Below are 18,701 nucleotides of genomic sequence, written 5' to 3'. Positions count from 1 at the left end.
ACGCCCCTACGGAGATTTGAACTCCGGTCTTAGGTTGTTTACATCAGCAAATCCCAGATTCGCTTTGCCGCAAACCCAAATTCTATCCAGGCTGAACTATAGGGGCACTATCTTCTTGAAATTGCCCTGAAATACCGTACTCCTCTTTTAAGCAGAACATACGGCTTTCTTAAATGTTTCCTTACTTTAAGTGTCTGCGAGGCGGCATTAGGCAAAAATCTTCTTTCCTTTCCAACAACAAAGTTGGTGTTATTTAGAATAGAATTTAAGAACCCATTTAAACCTTGCTCTTTTTTTACATAAGTGACTGCTTTTCCTATTTCCATTAATGTGTGGGCGTCTGATCCTGCAGTTATGGGCTTTTTTATTCTCTCAGCCAGGTCTAATGCCCTTAAGTTTCTTTTCCTTAGATTACAGGCAGATAAAACTTCAACTGCATGAAAGCAGTTTATCAGATTTTTATTTACGATTTTGCTGTGAATCTTATTGAACATCGCTGTCCAGCCAGGGGCATAAGGATGCGCAATTGCCATTATGCACTTGAACTTAGAAGATGCCTTTACGATGTCTCTTAAGCTTATTCTCAAAAAGAAGTCTCTCTTTACTTTGTTTGGGAGAACAATGCTGTTATAAAAATTCTTAAGCTCTTTTATTGTGTAAAAATAAAATAATGCATGGATCCCCTCACTTGAGCTTGTTTCAATGCCAGGAATAACAAAAACTTTTCTGCTTTTATGGGCTTCTATCGAACCCCTGATTTCATTATGGTCTGTTATCGCTATGCCAATTCCAAGCTTTTTGGCCCTGTTCATTATGCGCTTTATCTTATTAACGCCGTCAGAATACCTTGAATGAACATGCATGTCAGCAACTGTGAATTTCTTTCTTTTCAGCGCCTTCAAATTGGGCTTTTTGAAGTCAACTCTTGCCTTTATCAGCATATATTTCTGCGGTGAAAGCTTGCTTATAAAGGTTTATCAAATAAAATAACTACTTAAAAGTGACTATAAAATAGAAAGATTTATATAGTAGCTGTGCTTGGTTATTAAGGGATAAAATGGATAAAGATACAGACGACAGGTTAAGTGTAATAATCGGGGAATATGAAAAATTAAAGAGAGATCAGAAGCCTATAGGCTATGATGATGTTTTAAAGTGGCAGAAGCAATTAAACAGCAATTTTGATTTACTCAGACTGTGCCAAACAATAAAAAATGACGCTCTTATAGGAGATATTCATCCAATTCTGGAAAGAGGGCTGGAAGGCTATATCATAGGTAAAGAAAAGGAAGCCTCAAATGAAATAGAGGAATCAACTACAACTGATGAGCTTACAGGATTGACAAATGTAAAAGGGTATAACAGCGGCATTGAGAGGTGCATAAAGAGAGCAAATAGAGAAGGATACAAAGCATTGGGCAAGTATGTTGCATTGGTGTTTATTGATATAAATAGATTTAAAGAAGAAGCAAATGACAAATATGACCATAAATTCGGCGATGATGTGCTAAAATACGTTGCTGGCGCACTTAAAGAATATACGAGGGATACAGATTTGAAGGCAAGAGTGGGCGGCGATGAATTTATACTTGTATTTGATCCCTTTAATATGCAAAACCCAAATGATTTTCTGATGAACCTGACCGCCAAGATCAACAGTTATGTGCAGAAGAAGATTGGGCTTGAACACCCAGATAAGCAAGCAGCAGTTAGCGTCAGCTTGGGAATGTCATTCTACGAAAAAGATGCCGAGAATAAGGAAGAGCTTAAAGATCATGGTGATAAAGCAATGTACTATGCAAAAACCAACCCTGCCAAGACTGAAAAAGGCATACTTAATTTCCACTTTTTCGATCCAAGCATAAATTATGTTGAAAAGAAAGATAGAAAAGGCCGTGTTTAAGTCTCATATTAAAGATGTGATTATCTTCTTGATAAAATCCTGATTCTTTTTCTCCCTATAATCCGGAAACGTATGCCAAAACATGATTGCTTCATTTTTCCTGAATTCCAGCACTTTGTGCGCATAAACCCTCTCGCTTATCTGCTCCTTGTAATTTGTGCCTTTCTTGAAAGAAGCCAGGACTAGGGAATCATTTGTCAGGCAGCCCGGATCAATGTTTACTTTTCTTTTTTTGTATCTCTTATATTTGTTTTCTACTTCTATTGTGAATAATTTTATTCCTGCCAGATCATCTTTATTTATTTTATTCTTAAAAACTAAAAATTTTTTTAAAATCCTGCTGCCCATTTCATCTGCGTAATAATCAGTTATCTTTGAGAATTCATATTCCTTGCTTTCAGCTTCAATATCGCCGAATCTGGATTTTAGATCATTCATGGCATTGCTATAGAGCTTCTTATCCGAGAACATGATGCCGATGAGAAGCTTTGCCGGATGGGCTGTTGTGATAATCTTCATTTTTCTCTGACCCAAATCTCTGTAATCTTGGGTGTTACTTTCTTCTTTGTAAAAAATTTTTGCACAACAACGGCTTCTTTTGACGGAACTATTATGTTGTTATTTTCCAGTTTTACGCCGCTTATTTTTTTAATCAGACCCTCATGAACGTATGTTTTCTTCTTTTTCCTCGATTTATATCCTACCAACTCCCTCAAGAAAGCAACCCTGTCTTTCTGCTTGAAATCCTTAAGCGAGTATTCGAACAAGCTGTGCGATTCAAGATTCTCATAACCGCTTTTGAAGCTGCCATAAAGCACAATGCCGTAAGACTGAATCTCTTTCTTAAGCTCCCTCCACTTTTCGTCCTTTAGTGCCCCGATAACGCATTTTATTGGGTTTTTGATATTGCGTATATGCCAGACTTCCCTTGCTTTTATTTCGAACTCGTTTATTGTCGAGTCTACAATCTCTTCCGTGTTTTTTACTTCTATTCTGTCTTTTACATCAATGAAAAGATCAATATCGCTGTCCTTATCAAAATCTCCTCTGGCGACAGAACCAAACAATATGACATTATTTATTTTATCTAAAAAATCCTTTTTAAAATACAAAACAGATAAAAAATCACCAATGTATGAAAATATTTCATTCCTCTTCATTTTTACCGCTCTTTTCCAGCTCATTTTCAATCAGCTCTTTTAAATTGAAGTAATTTCCTATGGCTTCTTTTGCAAGGGACTCATCTTTGTTTTTTCAGTAGCACAGCATGTCCCTGTACTTCTCCTGCTTTACCAAAAGCTCAAGAATTTTAGCTTTGTTTTGAAACTCAAAACCAAACTTTTCTTTTGCCCTCTCCACCGATGCAAAAAACCTATGATTCACATTAAAACCCGGGCTGATCAAGTTTAGTTTATGCAACAATCTGGCAAAAAGATTGGCTGACGCTTCTGATGTTGAAAAGCCGATTAGTTTCTGCCGCTTCCCTATAATGCCTCTGCTGATTTTTTCATTCAGATCTTCTTCGAGCTCATCCTGAATGGTTTCATGCTCTTCTTCTGTCGTCATGTTCTATCTTGTGATGTCCGGATATTTAAATCTTTCTGTTAATGTTAACATATTTTTCCGTTAATCATAACATACTATTCTGTTAACAATAACAACATTTTCTGTTAGTATTAACACAGAGAATTTTGGGTTTTATATAGATATTTATGTTTCGGGGTTATAGTTTAACTATCTCTCCTCTTGCCGGACCTATCGACATGCCGATAATGGGTTTTTTGATGTAATTTTCATGATCAATAATGTATTCTTTTAGACTTTTAGGAAGGCTCCCACTTCCTTCTTTAACATAATCTGCTCTTTTATCATGAAGCGCTTTGTCAACTTCTTCGGGCTTGGATAAATCAGCAGGACCGTCCCATAAATGCCAGCTATAAATTTTATCAGAGTAAATTGGCGTTGCTGTTTCTAATTTTGAAGGAACCCTTTCTGTTCTTTTCCCGTTGACCTCATAGGCTGTGCAAACTTTTATGTCTCTATCTTGTACATTATCAACTCTTGTTAAATAAATTCCGTCTATATCATTAAGCATAGCGGTATATTTTATTATGACCCAATCCGGATAGCCGACTCTTCTGTCTCTTCCTGTACTAGCTCCTACTTCTCCAGCATTTTTCTGGGTTTCAATTCCAAAATTATCTTCTGCCAATGTTGGCATGACACCTTCGCCAACTCTTGTAGGATAAAGCTTTTCAACGCCATATATCCTGAATGCGCTTCTCGGCAATCCCAAACCCGCCAGCGGATCTGTAGCTAAAAGGTGGGAAGAAGTTTGAGTTGGCTTAGTTCCCATGTCTATATCCAACATTGATCCTTGAGCTCCTTCAAGGATTATATTTTCTCCTTTTTCCAATGCCTCCCTTAATATATATTCAAGTTCGCAGGCACATTCTTTTAACTCTTTTCTTATGGGATCGTGTGTTGCAATCAGCGTATCAAGGTATTTGCCAGTTACTAGGCCGGGTATTCTTGCTGCTACCAGCTCATGGCTTTTTTGTTCCAGGACTTTTGCTAACGTATCATGGAAGTTGTCACTTACATACTCTGCAAATGTTATTCTTGTTGCCCTATTAGCATTGTCCATATAGAAAGGACCGATTCCTGAAACTGTTGTTCCTATTTTTAAATTGCCAGTTCTTAAGCTCTCCTGCCAGGCATCCAGCTTTCTGTGATAGTCAAATAAGATTCCTGTTCTTTCAGAGATATGGATTCCGGCATTATAGCCAAATAATTTCCTTGCTTCTTCAACCTCTTTTATGAATTTTTCAGGATCAAAAGCAACATTGGGGCCTATTCCTATTTCTGAATTGCTAGTTACTCCGATTGGCGCAGCATGGGATACAAATTTGACAAGTCTTCCATCAGGCATAAGAATGTAATTCGTATGGCCTGCATTTGGGCCGCCTTGAAATCTAACAACCCATATTTTTTTATCATTGGCCTGTTTTGCTTCCTGGACTAAATCATCCAGAATTTTTGCTTTTCCTTCATCCCCCCATTGCAGTCCTACGACGATTGTGTTTGGCATTTTATTATTTTATGGTCATCTAAACTGACCACTCATTGTTTTTATATTGACCCAATCTATCTGAAAAAAATGAGCCATCATCTTTTGGTATTATATCATGAACTCTTCCCTCTCTTATTGAAAGAAATGAAGGCACCTCAACCGTAACAGGCCTTTTGTGCATATCCAGTATGCTTTTCCTTGCTGTATCGCACATTGCTTCTTTTATTTTAGGCATTAGTCCGATAAGATTGCTTTTAAGATCTCCTGCAAATGGAACATATCCTTCAACGCCCTCTTCAAAATTTTCTTGGCCGTATCTTTGCCAGTTTCTTGCCCTCATAGAACCCTCCCCCCAATAAGGTTTCAACTTATGTCCGCCTCTTTCTTCAATTTCAGTAGGGCTTTCTTTTAACCTTGCAAACCATCTTCCCATCATGACAGAATCTGCCCCGAATGCATAAGCCATAGCAATGTCTTTCGCATTTACCAGGCCTCCATCTGATATAAGCGGAATGTAGATTCCAGTCTCTTTTAAATACTTATTTCTTTCTTCAGCTATCTCGTATAAAGCGGTTGCTTGCCCTCTTCCAGTTCCTTTCTGCTCTTGAGTGATACATATAGAACCGCCACCCATTCCAATTTTAACTGCCCATGCCCCATTTTCAACAGCATGCCTAAAACCTTCTTTTGTTATATAATTGCCTGCAACAATAGGAATATGCGGAAAATGCTTTTGCATAAATTGCAAACATTCTCTGCTGTATTGAGAAAATCCATTTGAAGCATCTATAAAAAGAATATTGACTCCTGCTTTGACTAACTCAGGTACTCTTTCGCTATAATCGCGTGTGTTTATCGCAGCTGATGCAAGTAGCCTTTTGTCGTCATCTGCTAATTCAAAAGGGTAGTTTGTATGTCTTTCCTTATCTTTTGAAAAAACCATTGATTCCAATATATCCTCTTTTCCAATTATTGGCAAAAATTTAACCATGCTTTCACTTAGAATGCAGTTTGCTTCTTCCAAAGAAACCCCGCTTTTTGCATAAGTGATATAATCACGGACAGCTCTTATTACTTCTATCGTGCAGTCTTTACTATTTGTTTTTATCAGGTTGTTGATTATTCTTTCAAGCGAATCACTTGTAAAAAGAATCATAACATTGCTGACTTTTTCATCTCCTGCAATATCTTTAAGCCTATTTTGATTTATTACGCCCAAAAATTTTGAATTGGAAGAACCATCTTGTGTTACAGCAATATTCGAATAACCGGATTTATTAATTAAACCCTTGGCCTCTTCTACTGATGCAGTAGACGATATTGAAACAACGTTTCTTTGAAAACCCGCTTTATACCGTTTAACACTTCCAACCATCGCAGCTTGATTACCTATAGATTGGCTGCAATAGATAGCTCCGATACCGCCCTCCAATGAAAGTGCCACGGCCATATCAATCCCCGTTACGGCTTGCATTGCTGCAGAGATCACAGGAGTGTTTAACTCGATCAGAGCTTTCTCACATTTATCGTTATTGAATTTTGTCAAGGGTGTACGAAGATTAATATTTCCCGGAGTATATTCGTATGTCTTTTCCTCATTTATCAAAAACCTATACTCCCCAAAAGTTCTAGAAGTCTTTTCGCTAATTATCACCGGTTCAGTTTTATTCCCCATCAGAAATCAAAAAGTTCATTCGTTTAAATAATTTTCTATTCTGTAATGGTGATTTCCAAAAATAATGAATGCAGTAAATTAGCAAAATACTTTTTCATCGTCGTATATTGGTGACGAAAACAAAATCCAAGAGAAAACCGAAAACTATATATAGTAATCTTAAAGGTTATTGATGATAAATAAAAATGCCAATTAAAAGAGGTTTTTCAGGCAAAAAGGCCCAGATAACAGTATTTATAATAATCGGCTTAATCATCGTTATTGCAGCCGGGATTCTTATTTTTGTCAGCCAGAAAAAAGAGGAAGTAAAGTTAACAATAGACCAGATTCCTGCAGAGCTTGAGCCGATAAGAACATTCACAGAATCGTGCATCGCAAAGCTGGGGGAAGAGGCTGTTGTTGAAATAGGAAAGCACGGCGGCTATATAAGCCTGGATGATCCTTATCTGCTGCAAACACCGTATTCTTTCATTATAACAAACAATCCTACAGAATCAGATGCAGTTGCTTTTTCTCCGGGCAGTAATTTTAAGATCCCTTACTGGTATTATATGACCTCTCCGAATGCATGCTCTGGAAACTGCAGATTCAGCTTTGGCAAGATTCCCCCTCTTGAGGAAGGCAGCACTTCAATAAAAGCGCAGATTGAAAGGTATGTAAACAGGGAGCTTCCGAAGTGCCTGAAGAATTATGATGCATTCAAGCCAGAATTTGCAATAACTCCGAGTGCTGCTGTTGATGCAAAAGTTATAATAACAGACCAAGTCATCATAGCAGTTGATTACCCTCTCACAGTCAAAAAGCAGACAGCAAGCGCAATGCAGCACTTTAATGCCAAAGTCCCTGTCGACTTGAAAAAGGTTTATGATGCAGCGATGAATCTTGCATTGATGGAGCCTGTTTTTGGCTATATTGAGCGCTATACGATGAACCTTATTTCAGCATTCTCAGATGTTGACAGGTCAAAGCTTCCTCCAATATCAGAATTCAGGTTTGACTTTGGCCCGACAACATACTGGACAAAGACAGAAACCAAAAACAAGATTGAAGGGATTTTAATGGCATACATTCCTTTAATGCAGGTCAATAAATCATTGACTTACAAAAGAATAACAACTGGCAGCGACTATCAGGATGCGCTTTACAACAAAGTTATTCTTCCTGAAATTTCAAATGACCTTTCATTCAGCTTCAATTATCTTGGCTGGCCGATTTACTTTGACATAAACAGCGAGGGCGAGCTCATAACTCCGACATCAGCATCAACCAGCTTTAAAAGCTTCAACTTTGGAATGCAGCAGTATGAATTTTATTATGATGTTTCTTATCCTGTTGTTGTTGAAATCAGAAGCCCGAATGACCTGAACAAGAGAGGCTATACATTTTGGATTGCCCTTGAAGCAAATATACGGAATAATGCTGCATTCAATGAAAGCTACATAGCTCAGAAACAGGAAGATGTAGGCAAGTCTCTTTTCTGCAACCAGAACCAGAGAAATTCAGGCAATATAACAATAAATATCACAGATGCAAAAACAAAAGCGGCTTTGAAAGATGTCCAGATAAGTTATGGCTGCGGTGAAAATGCGTGCTTTATCGGCCAAACAGATGAGAACGGATTGTTGAATACAAAGTTCCCGATCTGCACAGGCGGGCTTGTTTCAGTTGTGAAAGAAAATTATTACTCTCCGCTGTCTGCCCTTGATACAAAACTCGATGAAGAAAAATCAGTTAAAATGTCCGTGGAGCCTTACAGGACACTGAACTTTACAATAAAGAAAAAAGTGATCAGGAAAAATGCAGTTGGAGACTGGGTTCTGAGCACCAATCCTTTGAGCTTGTCAAACAAGGAAGTTTCAAGCTTAGTGCTTAGCAGGGTTAATTCAGTTTATGATACAGATTTTGTTCAGGCATCTGAGTTTAGAAAAAACATCAGCGAAACATTCGAGATAAATTTAATTCCAGGGAAATATGAGGTCACAATCAACAATATACTGTATGATAATATTACAATCCCTGAAGAAACAAGAAAAGAAAGCGGTGGATTGTTCAGCGATGATATTGAATACACAATTCCTGAAGTGAAATTCAAAGCAGAAGATGGCATAACAGCAGGCGGCTTAATGCTGAATAATGCAACCGGATTGTGGGATGTGAAAGCTGCTTCGCTTGACAGCAGCAATCTTGTAACATTTTATATAATGCAGGCAGATCCTTACAGCTTCAGGCATATTGAGGATCTGGAGCAGATGGGAAAAACAGAGGATTACAGCGGCCAATACAGAAGGCCGGAACTAGAGCCGCTGTTTAGCAGGGAATAAAATGCTGAATAAAAAAATCGCTTCAATTGCCCTTTTCATGATGGCTTTAATTATTTTAATCCCTGTTTACAGCGCAAATGCAATTGCAACAAGCTTTTCTGTCTATACGATAAGCGGCAAAGACGGCGTTAATGGATATAGGCGATATGATGATCAGACATTAATAACAGCGCAGGCAGAGCTTGACGGAGATTCTGATATAACCCCGAATCAGGTTAGATTTGGGACTGACAGCTTTTCAACCTGTGTTAATATCGGAGGCGGAATATTTCAGTGCAGCTATTCTTCATTGCAGTTTGCAATAACACCGAAAAGCTACACTGTTTCGCTTTATTTATGGAATGACACTAATGTTTCGCTGTCAACAGCAAGCTCAGAAATAACTGTTGACAATACTGCGCCTGCTGTATCTTCTTTTGATACAACGCAGACATCTGTTGGAGCAGAGGATATTAATTTTTCTTATACAGTGGATGACACAGCATGCACAGATGCAACATGCTCGGGAAAATGCTCGGGGATAAATAATATTGATGTTTACGGCAATAATGCATTTTTGCAGAAAATAAGCCTGAACTCATCATCGTGCTCTGTTTCAGGCGCATTCGGAGTTAATTCATCGCAGCTGACAGCAACAAGCAGCGATGTTTCAGTCTGCATAACTGCTTACGATAAATTTAATTTTTCATCATCTGCTTCATGCAAGACATTGTCTGTTGATTTAAGCGCGCCTACGATTGATACAGCTTCATTCGCAATAAAAAGCAATGATGTTTCAATTTTTTATATCCCGGCTGCAGGCATTTCAGCAACTGTTTCGGTTGATGTCAGCGACGATTCCGGAATAGTTCCAGCTGTTTCAGCTGATTTGTCGAAAATAAATCCAATCTATGCTGTGTCAGTTCCAGCAGACAGCTGCACCGGGCCAGGGCCATTCACATGCTATTGGAACAGCAGGATTGTGACGGCAAATTCAACTCAGATTATTAATATAACAGCAACTGATAGTGCTGGCAATTCAAAGACAGAGCAGATAACATATAATTTCGGGATTGACAATACTGCTCCTGATGTAACATTCATTGGGACAGACAACATATTTAATGGCACAAGCTATATTGTTTCTGGCTACAATACATTGAAGGTTACAATAACAGAAGCAGAATCCGGCATTGATGCTGTTTATCTTGATTTAAGCGAAATTGGCGGGGGAGCATCTGTAGCAGCAAACAACTGCACAGCATCTGGCTCAACATGGGACTGCTATTGGTATAATGTAACATCAACGCTTGCGAACAATATAGATGGTAAGATATGGATTTACGGCGATTTAAAGGACAGATCAGGCAATACTTATACAGGACTTACTTATGGAACAGTAAAAGCAGATTTATTAACACCTTCTGTTGATTCTATAATTATGTCTTCTTTTGATGCCCTTGGCAGCCACAACTATACAAAATCAGGTGATTTGCTTACCCTTGTTGTGAATTTAACAGAAGACAAGGATTTAAATGCAATGGCTAATTTTTCAGGCATTGGCTTAGGAGAAAATGAGCCTGGCGCATGTGTTGATTTAGGAAGCTCAAAATGGAGCTGTTTATGGGAGACTACCGGAATTGCATCAGGCCCTCTTTCAACATATCTGAAATTTAATTTTTCAGATCCTTTTGGGAATTCCCTGCTTTATTCTTACCCGATTGTTATTCTTGCTGTGGGCAATGAAACTTCTCCGGATTACTGGGAGCTTGGCACAATAACAGCAATGCCATATGCGCTTGAATTGGGTGTTATGAATCTTATCGAGCAGAGGATGTATTTTAGCATTCCTTTAAGTTCATTGAATCCTGATGCCGGAATTTTAAGCATGGAGCTTGGAAGCTGCACTGGCGATGTTGCTTATTTATCTGAAGATCCTTCTTTGATAAATGCAGAGCAGAGCCTTAACCCTTACATTTTACTGCAGTTTGCAGCAACAGCAGACAATCTTACAGAATTGGTTTATAACTGCTCGCTGAACATAATGTCGCAGGTTGGCAATACAATAATGGACTATCCTGAAGTTGAGAATCTGAGCCTGGCTGTGAGCTTCTATAAAGGCGACCTGGGCGGATTTGGGGATAACGTTGAAGATAAAATAGAGAAAGAAAAAGACAACTGGCTTGTGGATAGCAAATGGATAAGCACATTGAAGAAGTTTTTGTATTATGCTGAGAAGATCTGCGGATTGCTGAATACTTTGGGAAAGCTAAAGGCTCTTTGGACTCAGATCACTCAGTGGACGACAGTAATTGCGAAATTTCAACCCATTGCTGTGCAGCCAGTTTTGATGACTACTCAAACATCTAATGAAGTTACAACAACTGGCTTAAAAAAGGCAACAGATTATTTAGATGGCTTTTGCAAATTCGTTTCCTGCAGCCTTTACGTTGATCCAAATGGAAAATTTGGGATAATTGGCAAAATTCAAACAGGAGGAACCAGTTTAATAGATAAAATGGGTGGAGACCTTGTTTGGAGCTGGACTGGCAAGACACCATTTAACTTTGATTATACTGGCAGAGATCCAAGCGGCTATATGAACCCAAAAGACAGCATTGTATTGAGTATGCTGACATTTTGCATACCCGGAATAATTTATAATCTTGAAAAATACAGGCAGATAAAATGCCAGTACATAGACTGCCTGCAGAATGAAGTGCCGCAGGGAATTCCAATTTCCGCCTGTGATGCAGTCCAAAGCCAGGAAACATGCAAGTATTTTGTAGGAGAAATTTTCAAGGTATTTCCATTCACTGCTATGTTTGATTATTATATGGGTATGATAAAAGATATGCTGTCTGATCCGTTAAAAATATTAGGAACACTTGTAGCATGGTATTGTAAGCCGCTTATCGGTCAACATGAACCCTATCTAATTTGCACAATAACCGACACTCTTTCATTAATAGGCGACATAATACAAGATGTCAAGGCAATGGGCAAAGGATGGAAGCTGGAAGGCGAGGATTACTGCAAGAAGATCTGAGGCAAACAATAAAATGAACAAGAACCCATCGCTCGGAGCAGCGCTTTTAATGGTTTTAATAGTTACAGGAATATTCACATTCGGACTGTTCAGCGCAGTACAGAGAGAAAACAAGGCAACGGGAGCGGCTGGGCTTGAGAAAGTGATGGGGATGGATAGATAAAATGGGAAAAGAGATAGAAATGAAAAAGGAGATTGAGGGATATAATGATTTAGTCAGGGATATACGGTCTATCCTTCAAAAAGGACTCGGCAGAGCTTATAAAGCAGTCGATAATATTAAAGTACAAACATACTGGCAGGTGGGCGATAGGATTGTGAGAGAGGAATTAACGCATAAGAATAGGGCTGATTATGGACAAAGGGTAATTGACAATTTAGCTAAGGACCTTAGTTTTAGAAGAGACGAACTTTATAGAATAGTTCAATTTTATAAAACATACCCGATTGTCGTGACAGTGTCACAACAATTGAGCTGGTCACATTATGTAGAGTTAATAAAGATTAAAGGAGAAGAACGTAAATTTTATGAAATCCAGTCAGTAAGGGAAGGCTGGAGCATTAGAGAACTTAGGAAAAAAATAAAGGATAATGAATACAAGCAAATTAAGAAAAAAGGGCAATTAACTGTTAAATTGCCCCCACAATTACCTGCTCCTGAAGATGTATTTAAGGATGTTTACAATTGGAATTTTTTAGAGCTGGAAAAGAATCACGATGAAAAACAACTGGAAGGTGCCTTATTAAACAACATCCAAAAAATTCTTTTGGAATTCGGGCATGGTTTTGCGTTTATGGGCAGCCAACAAAAGATACTAATTGCTGGCCAATGGCATAAAGTTGATCTGGTTTTTTATCACAGATTTTTAAAATGCATTGTCTTAGTTGAATTAAAAACAGAAAAATTCAAGCCAGAGTTTGTAGGCCAAGCAAATAAATATTTAACTTATTTTAGGGAAAACAAGCTTGAGGACGAAAGAGATCCTATTGGCTTGATAATCTGCAAAGAGAAAAACGATGAAGAAGTTCATTACGCGTTAGGAAAGTTAAGCAAAGATATTTTTGTAGCTGAGTATAAGGCTTATTTGCCCTCTGAAAAAGAGATAAAAGAAAAGCTAAAAGACTAAAATGAGCAAAAACCCATCAGTCGGAGCAGCGCTTTTAATGGTTTTAATAGTTACAGCTATATTTACATTCGGCCTGTTCAGCGCAGTACAGAGGGAGAACAAAGCAACAGGAGCGGCTGGGCTTGAGAAAGTGACGGGGATGGTGACAACCACTATAACTTATGCTGAACCAAGTGACACTCAACAAAAATTGATGGCGGAGAGAGCAGCTAAAAGTTATGCTCAAAATAATTGGGTGAAACAATATGGAGATGGAACAAACATGCCACCAGCGACATATTCTGAAGCGGTATGGAATTCAAACACAGGCGCTTATGAAGTGACTGCAACAGCTGAAGGCAAAACTGCAACTGGTTATGGGACCTCTTCAACACTTCCATATTACAATGATGTAGTATCTAGTATTGCAGATCTAAACGCGCAACAAGCAACAGCACAAACAACTCCAGCAGTTTCCGTGGCAACATCAGGTTATGATATTAAAATAGAAGAAGGAGGACAAGTTTTATACAAAGATGGAACAAAGATAGCCGAAGGTTATTCTGTTAGTGATTATTTAGATGGGAGGTATAGTGTGCAAGCTACTGGAGATAGCAAAGAGGTATTATACGACTCATCTGGCAATAAAATAGCTGAAGGTTATTCTGTTTTTTCTTATGAAGATGGCAGATATAGTGTGAAAGATACTGCATATGGCAACGATGTATTATACGACTCATCTGGCAATAAAATAGCTGAAGGTTATTATGTTTTTTCTTATGAAGATGGGCGGTATGATGTGCAAGCTACTGGAGCTAGCCTGGCAGTACATTACAATTCAGACGGGACAGTGATTACTGAGGAGTATGCAATAGCACCACCACCAGCACCAGAAGCACCACCAGCAGAAGTAGCACCAACCACACCAATAGTAGTAACATCAATTGTTCCACCAGAAGGAGCAACTTATTTTATAAAGAGCGCTGATGGCACAATAAATTACTATAAGGAAGGAAGTTGGTGGGATGGCATATCGGGAACTAAATCTTACTGGTGGGATAACACAAACCAAAAATGGGTTAGCAGTGCTACAGCAGTGAGTGGTATGAGTAATGTACAGTCAATAGAAGTACTGGGATCACCTCTAGAAGTAACACTGCCACCAACAGAAGTAGAACCACAAACACCTACACCAACAGGATGGGATTATGATTTTAAAACGAACACATTTATCAATCTTGCTACAGGATGGAGTTATGATGTAACTACAGGCATATATACAGATCTTGCTACAGGATGGGATTATAATCCTGCTACAGGGCAGTATGATAATCCTACTTTAGGTACGAGTACAACTGAACCTCCTGCAGGATTGATAGCACTGCCAGCAAGCAGTCTGCCAATTCAAGAACCACCAATAACCGCGTCTGGAGTAGCAGAGCCTGCAGTGCAGACGCAGGCAGTTGCACCACTGAAATTTCATTTTGATACTTCTAACAAAATTACCAACGTGGTTGATTGGGACAGCACCGATTATTCTAAATTTAGCACTAAAAAAGAAGAGGACAAGGATGTTCTTTACTATAATAATGAGGAGGTTACTGGCGTAGTTAATGGTGTTGTAACCACCACATCAAGCACTACAGAGAACGGTGTAACAACTAAAAGAACAACTGAATATAATAACAAAAATCTTATTGAAGATTTGGCGACAGTGACAACAGACTCGACTGGGCAGATTCTATCAAGAACAAAACTGACCTATACGCGTGATGACCAAAATCAAGTTACTTCATATACAACTGTGGATACAACTTACAGTGAAAATAAACAGATTGTTGTAACCACTGAAAACGGAAATATGGCTTCTTATGAGGTAACAGATGGGCTTGGTAACTCACTATATAAATATGATGAGAAAACTAAAACATACACTTGTAATGGCGGAACTTGTAATGACAATGATCTCAAATACATCAAATCTGAAGTAACCCAGTTTAAAACACAGCAGTTCTTCGGTCGCCTTGACTTTGCCCTCACAAAATTCTCTGGATTGTCGGGATTCTCATCCTTGATCTGGGGTGATGACAAGCTTAATGAATGGAGAGAGTCTGTTGACAAGGCATTTGCAAGCGCTTATCTTGGCACAGAATACTGGACAAGCGAGATCTGCAAGTCAAATATTGAAAGCGTTCCGTCAAATGTTGCAATGGTTGAAACTGCACCTGGAGTTTTCCAGGCAGCTGCTACAATATCAGCAGAAAGGTCTCCGCCAGTTCCGTTTGAGAATGAAACAATAAACATAACGCAGAATGTAGTCCAATACCTTTACAAGATCTCAGCTTATGTCAAGGCAGTGGAAGACAACACAAAGTTCAACATCTATGTCATGGGATCTGGCATGAAAAAGCCTGTTTTTAATGGATCGCGGATGATCAATGAGAGCGGCCAAACTTTCTCTCTGACCGGAGATGCTATTATCGTAAAATACAGCTTTAATTATTATAACACAATCTGCCTCGTATTCGAATCTGGCGGCATAGACATGACATGCAACACAATACCTGAAGCAAGCGGCATAGTGCTGAAAGGAACAGAAACAGGCACAACAACCACTGGCGGCACAGCATCTTCCTGGGAAGATTGGTAAAAAATTACTTGTTCTGAAAAAGAAAGATTTAAATAGTTATATCATATTTCAACTAAAAGGTGGAAATGTAATATGAAAAAAACAGAGATTGCTTTAAGAGAGATGAAAAGCAAGATTATAACAAGAAAAGATTTAGACGGCCTTGCCGATAAGTACAAGTTTAACAGGCTCTCTTTAAGAAAACTTTTGCTAAACAAAGGCTACTTGGTAACTATCTTCAGGGGGATATATTACCTTAAAAGCTATGAAGAAAAAAACTTCAATAGAATCGGATACTCTCCGTATGAATTATTGTCAGCAGGATTGAAGCTTAAAGGGGTAAAATGGCATTTTGGGCTGAATTCCGCATTAAAATTCCTGAATCTCACACATGAAGTCTTTCCAGTAAATTATGTTATTAATGACAGGTTTAACAGGCTCAAGCCCATGAAAATTGCCGGTACAAGCTTTCTTTTCATTAAAGTAAAGCCTTCCCTGTTTTTTGGGCTTGAAAGGATAAAAACTTCAAATAAGCTTATTTTAAACTATAGTGATTTGGAAAAAACATTATTGGACTTCATTTACTTAAAAAGGGGCATTGATCTAAAGGAATATAAATTCAGCAAGCAAATATTTTTAAAATATTTGCCCAGATACGGCAGATCAACAGAAAAGAGGGTGAATCAAATTTTACAATGGAAATAAACAAAGCCAAGCTGAGGGAATTTCTGCTGTTTATCCAAGAGAAGACAGGGACAGCCTCTCTTGAGCTTATCGAAAAGGATTTTTACCTGAATGTGCTTTTATCAAAATTAAATCTGGAGGAGTATATTTTCAAAGGGGGAACTTGCCTGGCAAAAATCTACCTTGATTATTTCAGATTTTCGGAAGATTTGGATTTTACGTTTGCAAATCAAAAATTATTAGAGAACAAATCTGCAAACCAGATAAAGAAACTCTGCAAGGAGAAGATAAATGAGCTTGGAAAACAGCTTGAAGCTATTGGCTTAAATTTTGTTTTTGACAAGGCTGACCGAAAATATGTGGAGCTAGGGAGCAATAACAAACTTGTTACATTTAAAATTTGGTATGAGTCGGTTTTTACAGGCGCCTTTTCTTTTATAAAGCTGCAAATTAACTTTCTAGAAAAAATTAAGTTTGAAGTAAAATCAATGGAAACGCTCTCCTTGATAAAAGAGGGCCTAAGAAGCGAGGAAAAGATTTACTTTCAGGAGTTTATTGTTTTTTATGAAAAAAGGGAGCTTCTTGCTTATGATATCAGAGAGATTGCAGCAGAAAAGATACGCTCTTTAGTTACAAGAAAAGCCAAAAAATCAAGAGACGCTCTTGATCTTTTTTTTATTTATCAAAGATTTAAGATAAAACCGGAAGATTTGGCAAAAGAGGCAAAAGAAAAAATAGCTTTCGCAATCAAATATTATGAAAAATATAAGGAGAGCCTCATATTAATCAAGGAAAAAATCGGCAATATTGATTTTTCTTATGATGAAGTAAAGCACTTAATAGTTCAGAACTTGAAAAAAGAAGAGTTTGAAGATTTTGCAGTGAGAATCAGGCTATTTTTGCAAAAAATCCTTAAAGAAATTGAAGTGTAACAATACACATTCTACTGTATTTTTATAGCTTTCACCAAAAAGCGAAAGCTTCACTAGTGCTGTGAGTTTCCATATGGTAACTTTAAGTTACTATGACCTAACTTAAATATCTTTCTTAGAAAATCGAAAGATTTATAAATAAAGGTGTTTTAATTTAAATCGTGAAAAAGATCGAATTTGTCTACAGGGAAGTGCTCTACCAGTTTATAGAGAAGAAAAATAAGACATTGACGCAGTCCGAATTAGCTAAAACTTTAAAGATCTCATTAAGCACAGTGAATCTTGCATTAAAGCCATTAGTAAAGATGAATTCAGTAAAGGTGAACCAAAGGAATTTTGATGTTATTGATGCCAAGAAAATCCTCTATTATTGGGCAAGCACAAGGAACATAGAAAAAGACGCAATATATAAAACAAGGGTCGAAAAGCCTGTTAGGAAAATAGAGTCTGAAATGCCTGATACTGCCGTATACGCCGCATATTCCGCGTATAGAATGAAATTCGGGGATGTCCCTGCGGATTATTCAGAAGTTTATGTTTATGGCGATGAAGAAATTGAAAAAAGATTTCCGAAAAATATCAACAACCCCAACTTATTTGTGTTAAAAAAAGACAGCGCCATAGATAAATACGGCAAAAGCTCAACAACAGCCCAGTTATTTGCCGATTTGTGGAATTTAAGGGAATGGTATGCAAAGGATTTTTTAAAGGCCCTGGAGAAGCGATTAAATGGAATTTTGGAATAGCTTATTGACTGAAAAAAGCTGGGACATTCTTGTTGAATTAAATAAAAAGCCATTCGGATTTATAGTTATTGGCGGCTGGGCTGCTTACCTGTGGACAAAGCTGCACAAATCAAAAGACCTTGATATAGCATTAACAGATCTGAGGCAATTGGAGTATCTGAAGGAAAATTATAATTTAAAAAAGAATGACAATCTTAAAAAATATGAGATAAGCTTCGAAGAGATTGATGTTGATATTTACGCCCCATTTTTCTCAAAATTGGCGATTCCTGTTGAGGACCTTAAAAATTATTCCACAAAAATAGAAAACTTTAATGTTGTGATCCCAGAAGCTCTATTAATATTAAAGCAAGGCGCAGAAATTGACAGGGAAAAATCAGTCAAAGGCGGAAAGGACAGGATCGATATAATGACTTTATTGTGCTTCACCGATATAAACTTTAAAAAATATCTTGAGCTGCTAAAAAAATACAAAATAGAACATTTTAAATACAGATTAACTGAAATAATAAAGAATTTCAAAGACATGCAATACCTTGAGCTAAATCCAAGGCAGCTAAAGCTGAAAAAGACCAAGATTTTAGATGAATTAAAAAGGAATTAA

The 18,701-nt window shown here is 37.8% G+C and carries 16 protein-coding genes and 1 tRNA gene; 10 read left to right on the top strand and 7 right to left on the bottom strand.

From position 1 onward, the window contains the following. Window position 1: 1 nt before the first annotated feature. Both Q7J54_05170 and Q7J54_05165 read right to left on the bottom strand, forming a co-directional pair. Window positions 2-106 (bottom strand) — tRNA-Arg (locus Q7J54_05170). Window position 107: 1 nt separating this feature from the next. Continuing rightward, window positions 108-941, bottom strand: a complete 834-nt coding sequence (locus Q7J54_05165) for a PHP domain-containing protein (GenBank protein MDO8740931.1) — start codon at window positions 939-941, stop codon at window positions 108-110. A gap of 116 nt (window positions 942-1,057) precedes the next feature. On the opposite strand from Q7J54_05165, the gene Q7J54_05160 reads away from it, so the two are divergent. Further along, window positions 1,058-1,903: a GGDEF domain-containing protein gene (locus tag Q7J54_05160; GenBank protein ID MDO8740930.1), complete on the top strand. Its 846-nt coding sequence runs from the start codon at window positions 1,058-1,060 to the stop codon at window positions 1,901-1,903. A gap of 3 nt (window positions 1,904-1,906) precedes the next feature. Here Q7J54_05160 and Q7J54_05155 read toward each other — a convergent pair whose 3' ends face one another. The 5 genes from Q7J54_05155 to Q7J54_05135 form a co-directional block, all read right to left on the bottom strand. Beyond that, window positions 1,907-2,422, bottom strand: coding sequence for a DUF4416 family protein (locus Q7J54_05155; protein ID MDO8740929.1), 516 nt, complete (start codon window positions 2,420-2,422; stop codon window positions 1,907-1,909). Further along, on the bottom strand, window positions 2,419-3,087 hold the full coding sequence (locus Q7J54_05150; protein MDO8740928.1) for a nucleotidyltransferase domain-containing protein: 669 nt from the start codon (window positions 3,085-3,087) through the stop codon (window positions 2,419-2,421). The genes Q7J54_05155 and Q7J54_05150 overlap by 4 nt, the downstream gene beginning before the upstream one ends. Before the next feature lie 70 nt (window positions 3,088-3,157). Further along, complete coding sequence (locus Q7J54_05145) at window positions 3,158-3,469, bottom strand: hypothetical protein (protein MDO8740927.1); 312 nt, start codon at window positions 3,467-3,469, stop codon at window positions 3,158-3,160. Window positions 3,470-3,626: 157 nt separating this feature from the next. Then, the gene (locus Q7J54_05140) at window positions 3,627-4,994 is read right to left on the bottom strand and encodes an adenylosuccinate synthetase (protein ID MDO8740926.1); all 1,368 of its coding nucleotides are present in this window, start codon (window positions 4,992-4,994) and stop codon (window positions 3,627-3,629) included. Between the two features lie 19 nt (window positions 4,995-5,013). After that, complete coding sequence (locus Q7J54_05135) at window positions 5,014-6,651, bottom strand: IMP dehydrogenase (GenBank protein ID MDO8740925.1); 1,638 nt, start codon at window positions 6,649-6,651, stop codon at window positions 5,014-5,016. 185 nt (window positions 6,652-6,836) lie between these two features. Between Q7J54_05135 and Q7J54_05130 the strand changes: the two genes are divergently transcribed. The 9 genes from Q7J54_05130 (at window position 6,837) to Q7J54_05090 (ending at window position 18,701) form a co-directional block, all read left to right on the top strand. Continuing rightward, the gene (locus Q7J54_05130) at window positions 6,837-8,972 is read left to right on the top strand and encodes a hypothetical protein (GenBank protein ID MDO8740924.1); all 2,136 of its coding nucleotides are present in this window, start codon (window positions 6,837-6,839) and stop codon (window positions 8,970-8,972) included. 1 nt (window position 8,973) lies between these two features. Then, window positions 8,974-12,000: a hypothetical protein gene (locus Q7J54_05125; protein MDO8740923.1), complete on the top strand. Its 3,027-nt coding sequence runs from the start codon at window positions 8,974-8,976 to the stop codon at window positions 11,998-12,000. 13 nt (window positions 12,001-12,013) lie between these two features. Then, entirely contained in the window at window positions 12,014-12,163 is a 150-nt protein-coding gene (locus Q7J54_05120) for a hypothetical protein (GenBank protein MDO8740922.1), read from the top strand. A 1-nt stretch (window position 12,164) separates the two neighbouring features. Next, complete coding sequence (locus tag Q7J54_05115) at window positions 12,165-13,127, top strand: PDDEXK nuclease domain-containing protein (protein ID MDO8740921.1); 963 nt, start codon at window positions 12,165-12,167, stop codon at window positions 13,125-13,127. A 1-nt stretch (window position 13,128) separates the two neighbouring features. Beyond that, window positions 13,129-15,756 (top strand): hypothetical protein, encoded by a 2,628-nt coding sequence (locus tag Q7J54_05110; protein MDO8740920.1) that lies wholly within the window; start codon window positions 13,129-13,131, stop codon window positions 15,754-15,756. A gap of 72 nt (window positions 15,757-15,828) precedes the next feature. Further along, the gene (locus tag Q7J54_05105) at window positions 15,829-16,440 is read left to right on the top strand and encodes a hypothetical protein (protein ID MDO8740919.1); all 612 of its coding nucleotides are present in this window, start codon (window positions 15,829-15,831) and stop codon (window positions 16,438-16,440) included. Beyond that, window positions 16,431-17,351, top strand: coding sequence for a nucleotidyl transferase AbiEii/AbiGii toxin family protein (locus Q7J54_05100; GenBank protein MDO8740918.1), 921 nt, complete (start codon window positions 16,431-16,433; stop codon window positions 17,349-17,351). Before Q7J54_05105 ends, Q7J54_05100 begins: the two co-directional genes overlap by 10 nt. Before the next feature lie 161 nt (window positions 17,352-17,512). After that, window positions 17,513-18,097: a winged helix-turn-helix transcriptional regulator gene (locus tag Q7J54_05095; protein ID MDO8740917.1), complete on the top strand. Its 585-nt coding sequence runs from the start codon at window positions 17,513-17,515 to the stop codon at window positions 18,095-18,097. After that, window positions 18,081-18,701 carry a hypothetical protein gene (locus Q7J54_05090; GenBank protein ID MDO8740916.1) on the top strand — a complete coding sequence of 207 codons (621 nt, stop codon included), beginning with the start codon at window positions 18,081-18,083 and terminating at the stop codon, window positions 18,699-18,701. The genes Q7J54_05095 and Q7J54_05090 overlap by 17 nt, the downstream gene beginning before the upstream one ends.

It is taken from the genome of Candidatus Woesearchaeota archaeon, from assembly GCA_030651135.1.
In the GTDB taxonomy this organism is placed as follows: Archaea; Nanobdellota; Nanobdellia; order Woesearchaeales; family JACPBO01; genus JACPBO01.
Note: the sequence above shows the minus strand (reverse complement) of the source record. Positions and strands in the feature narration are given on the sequence as shown.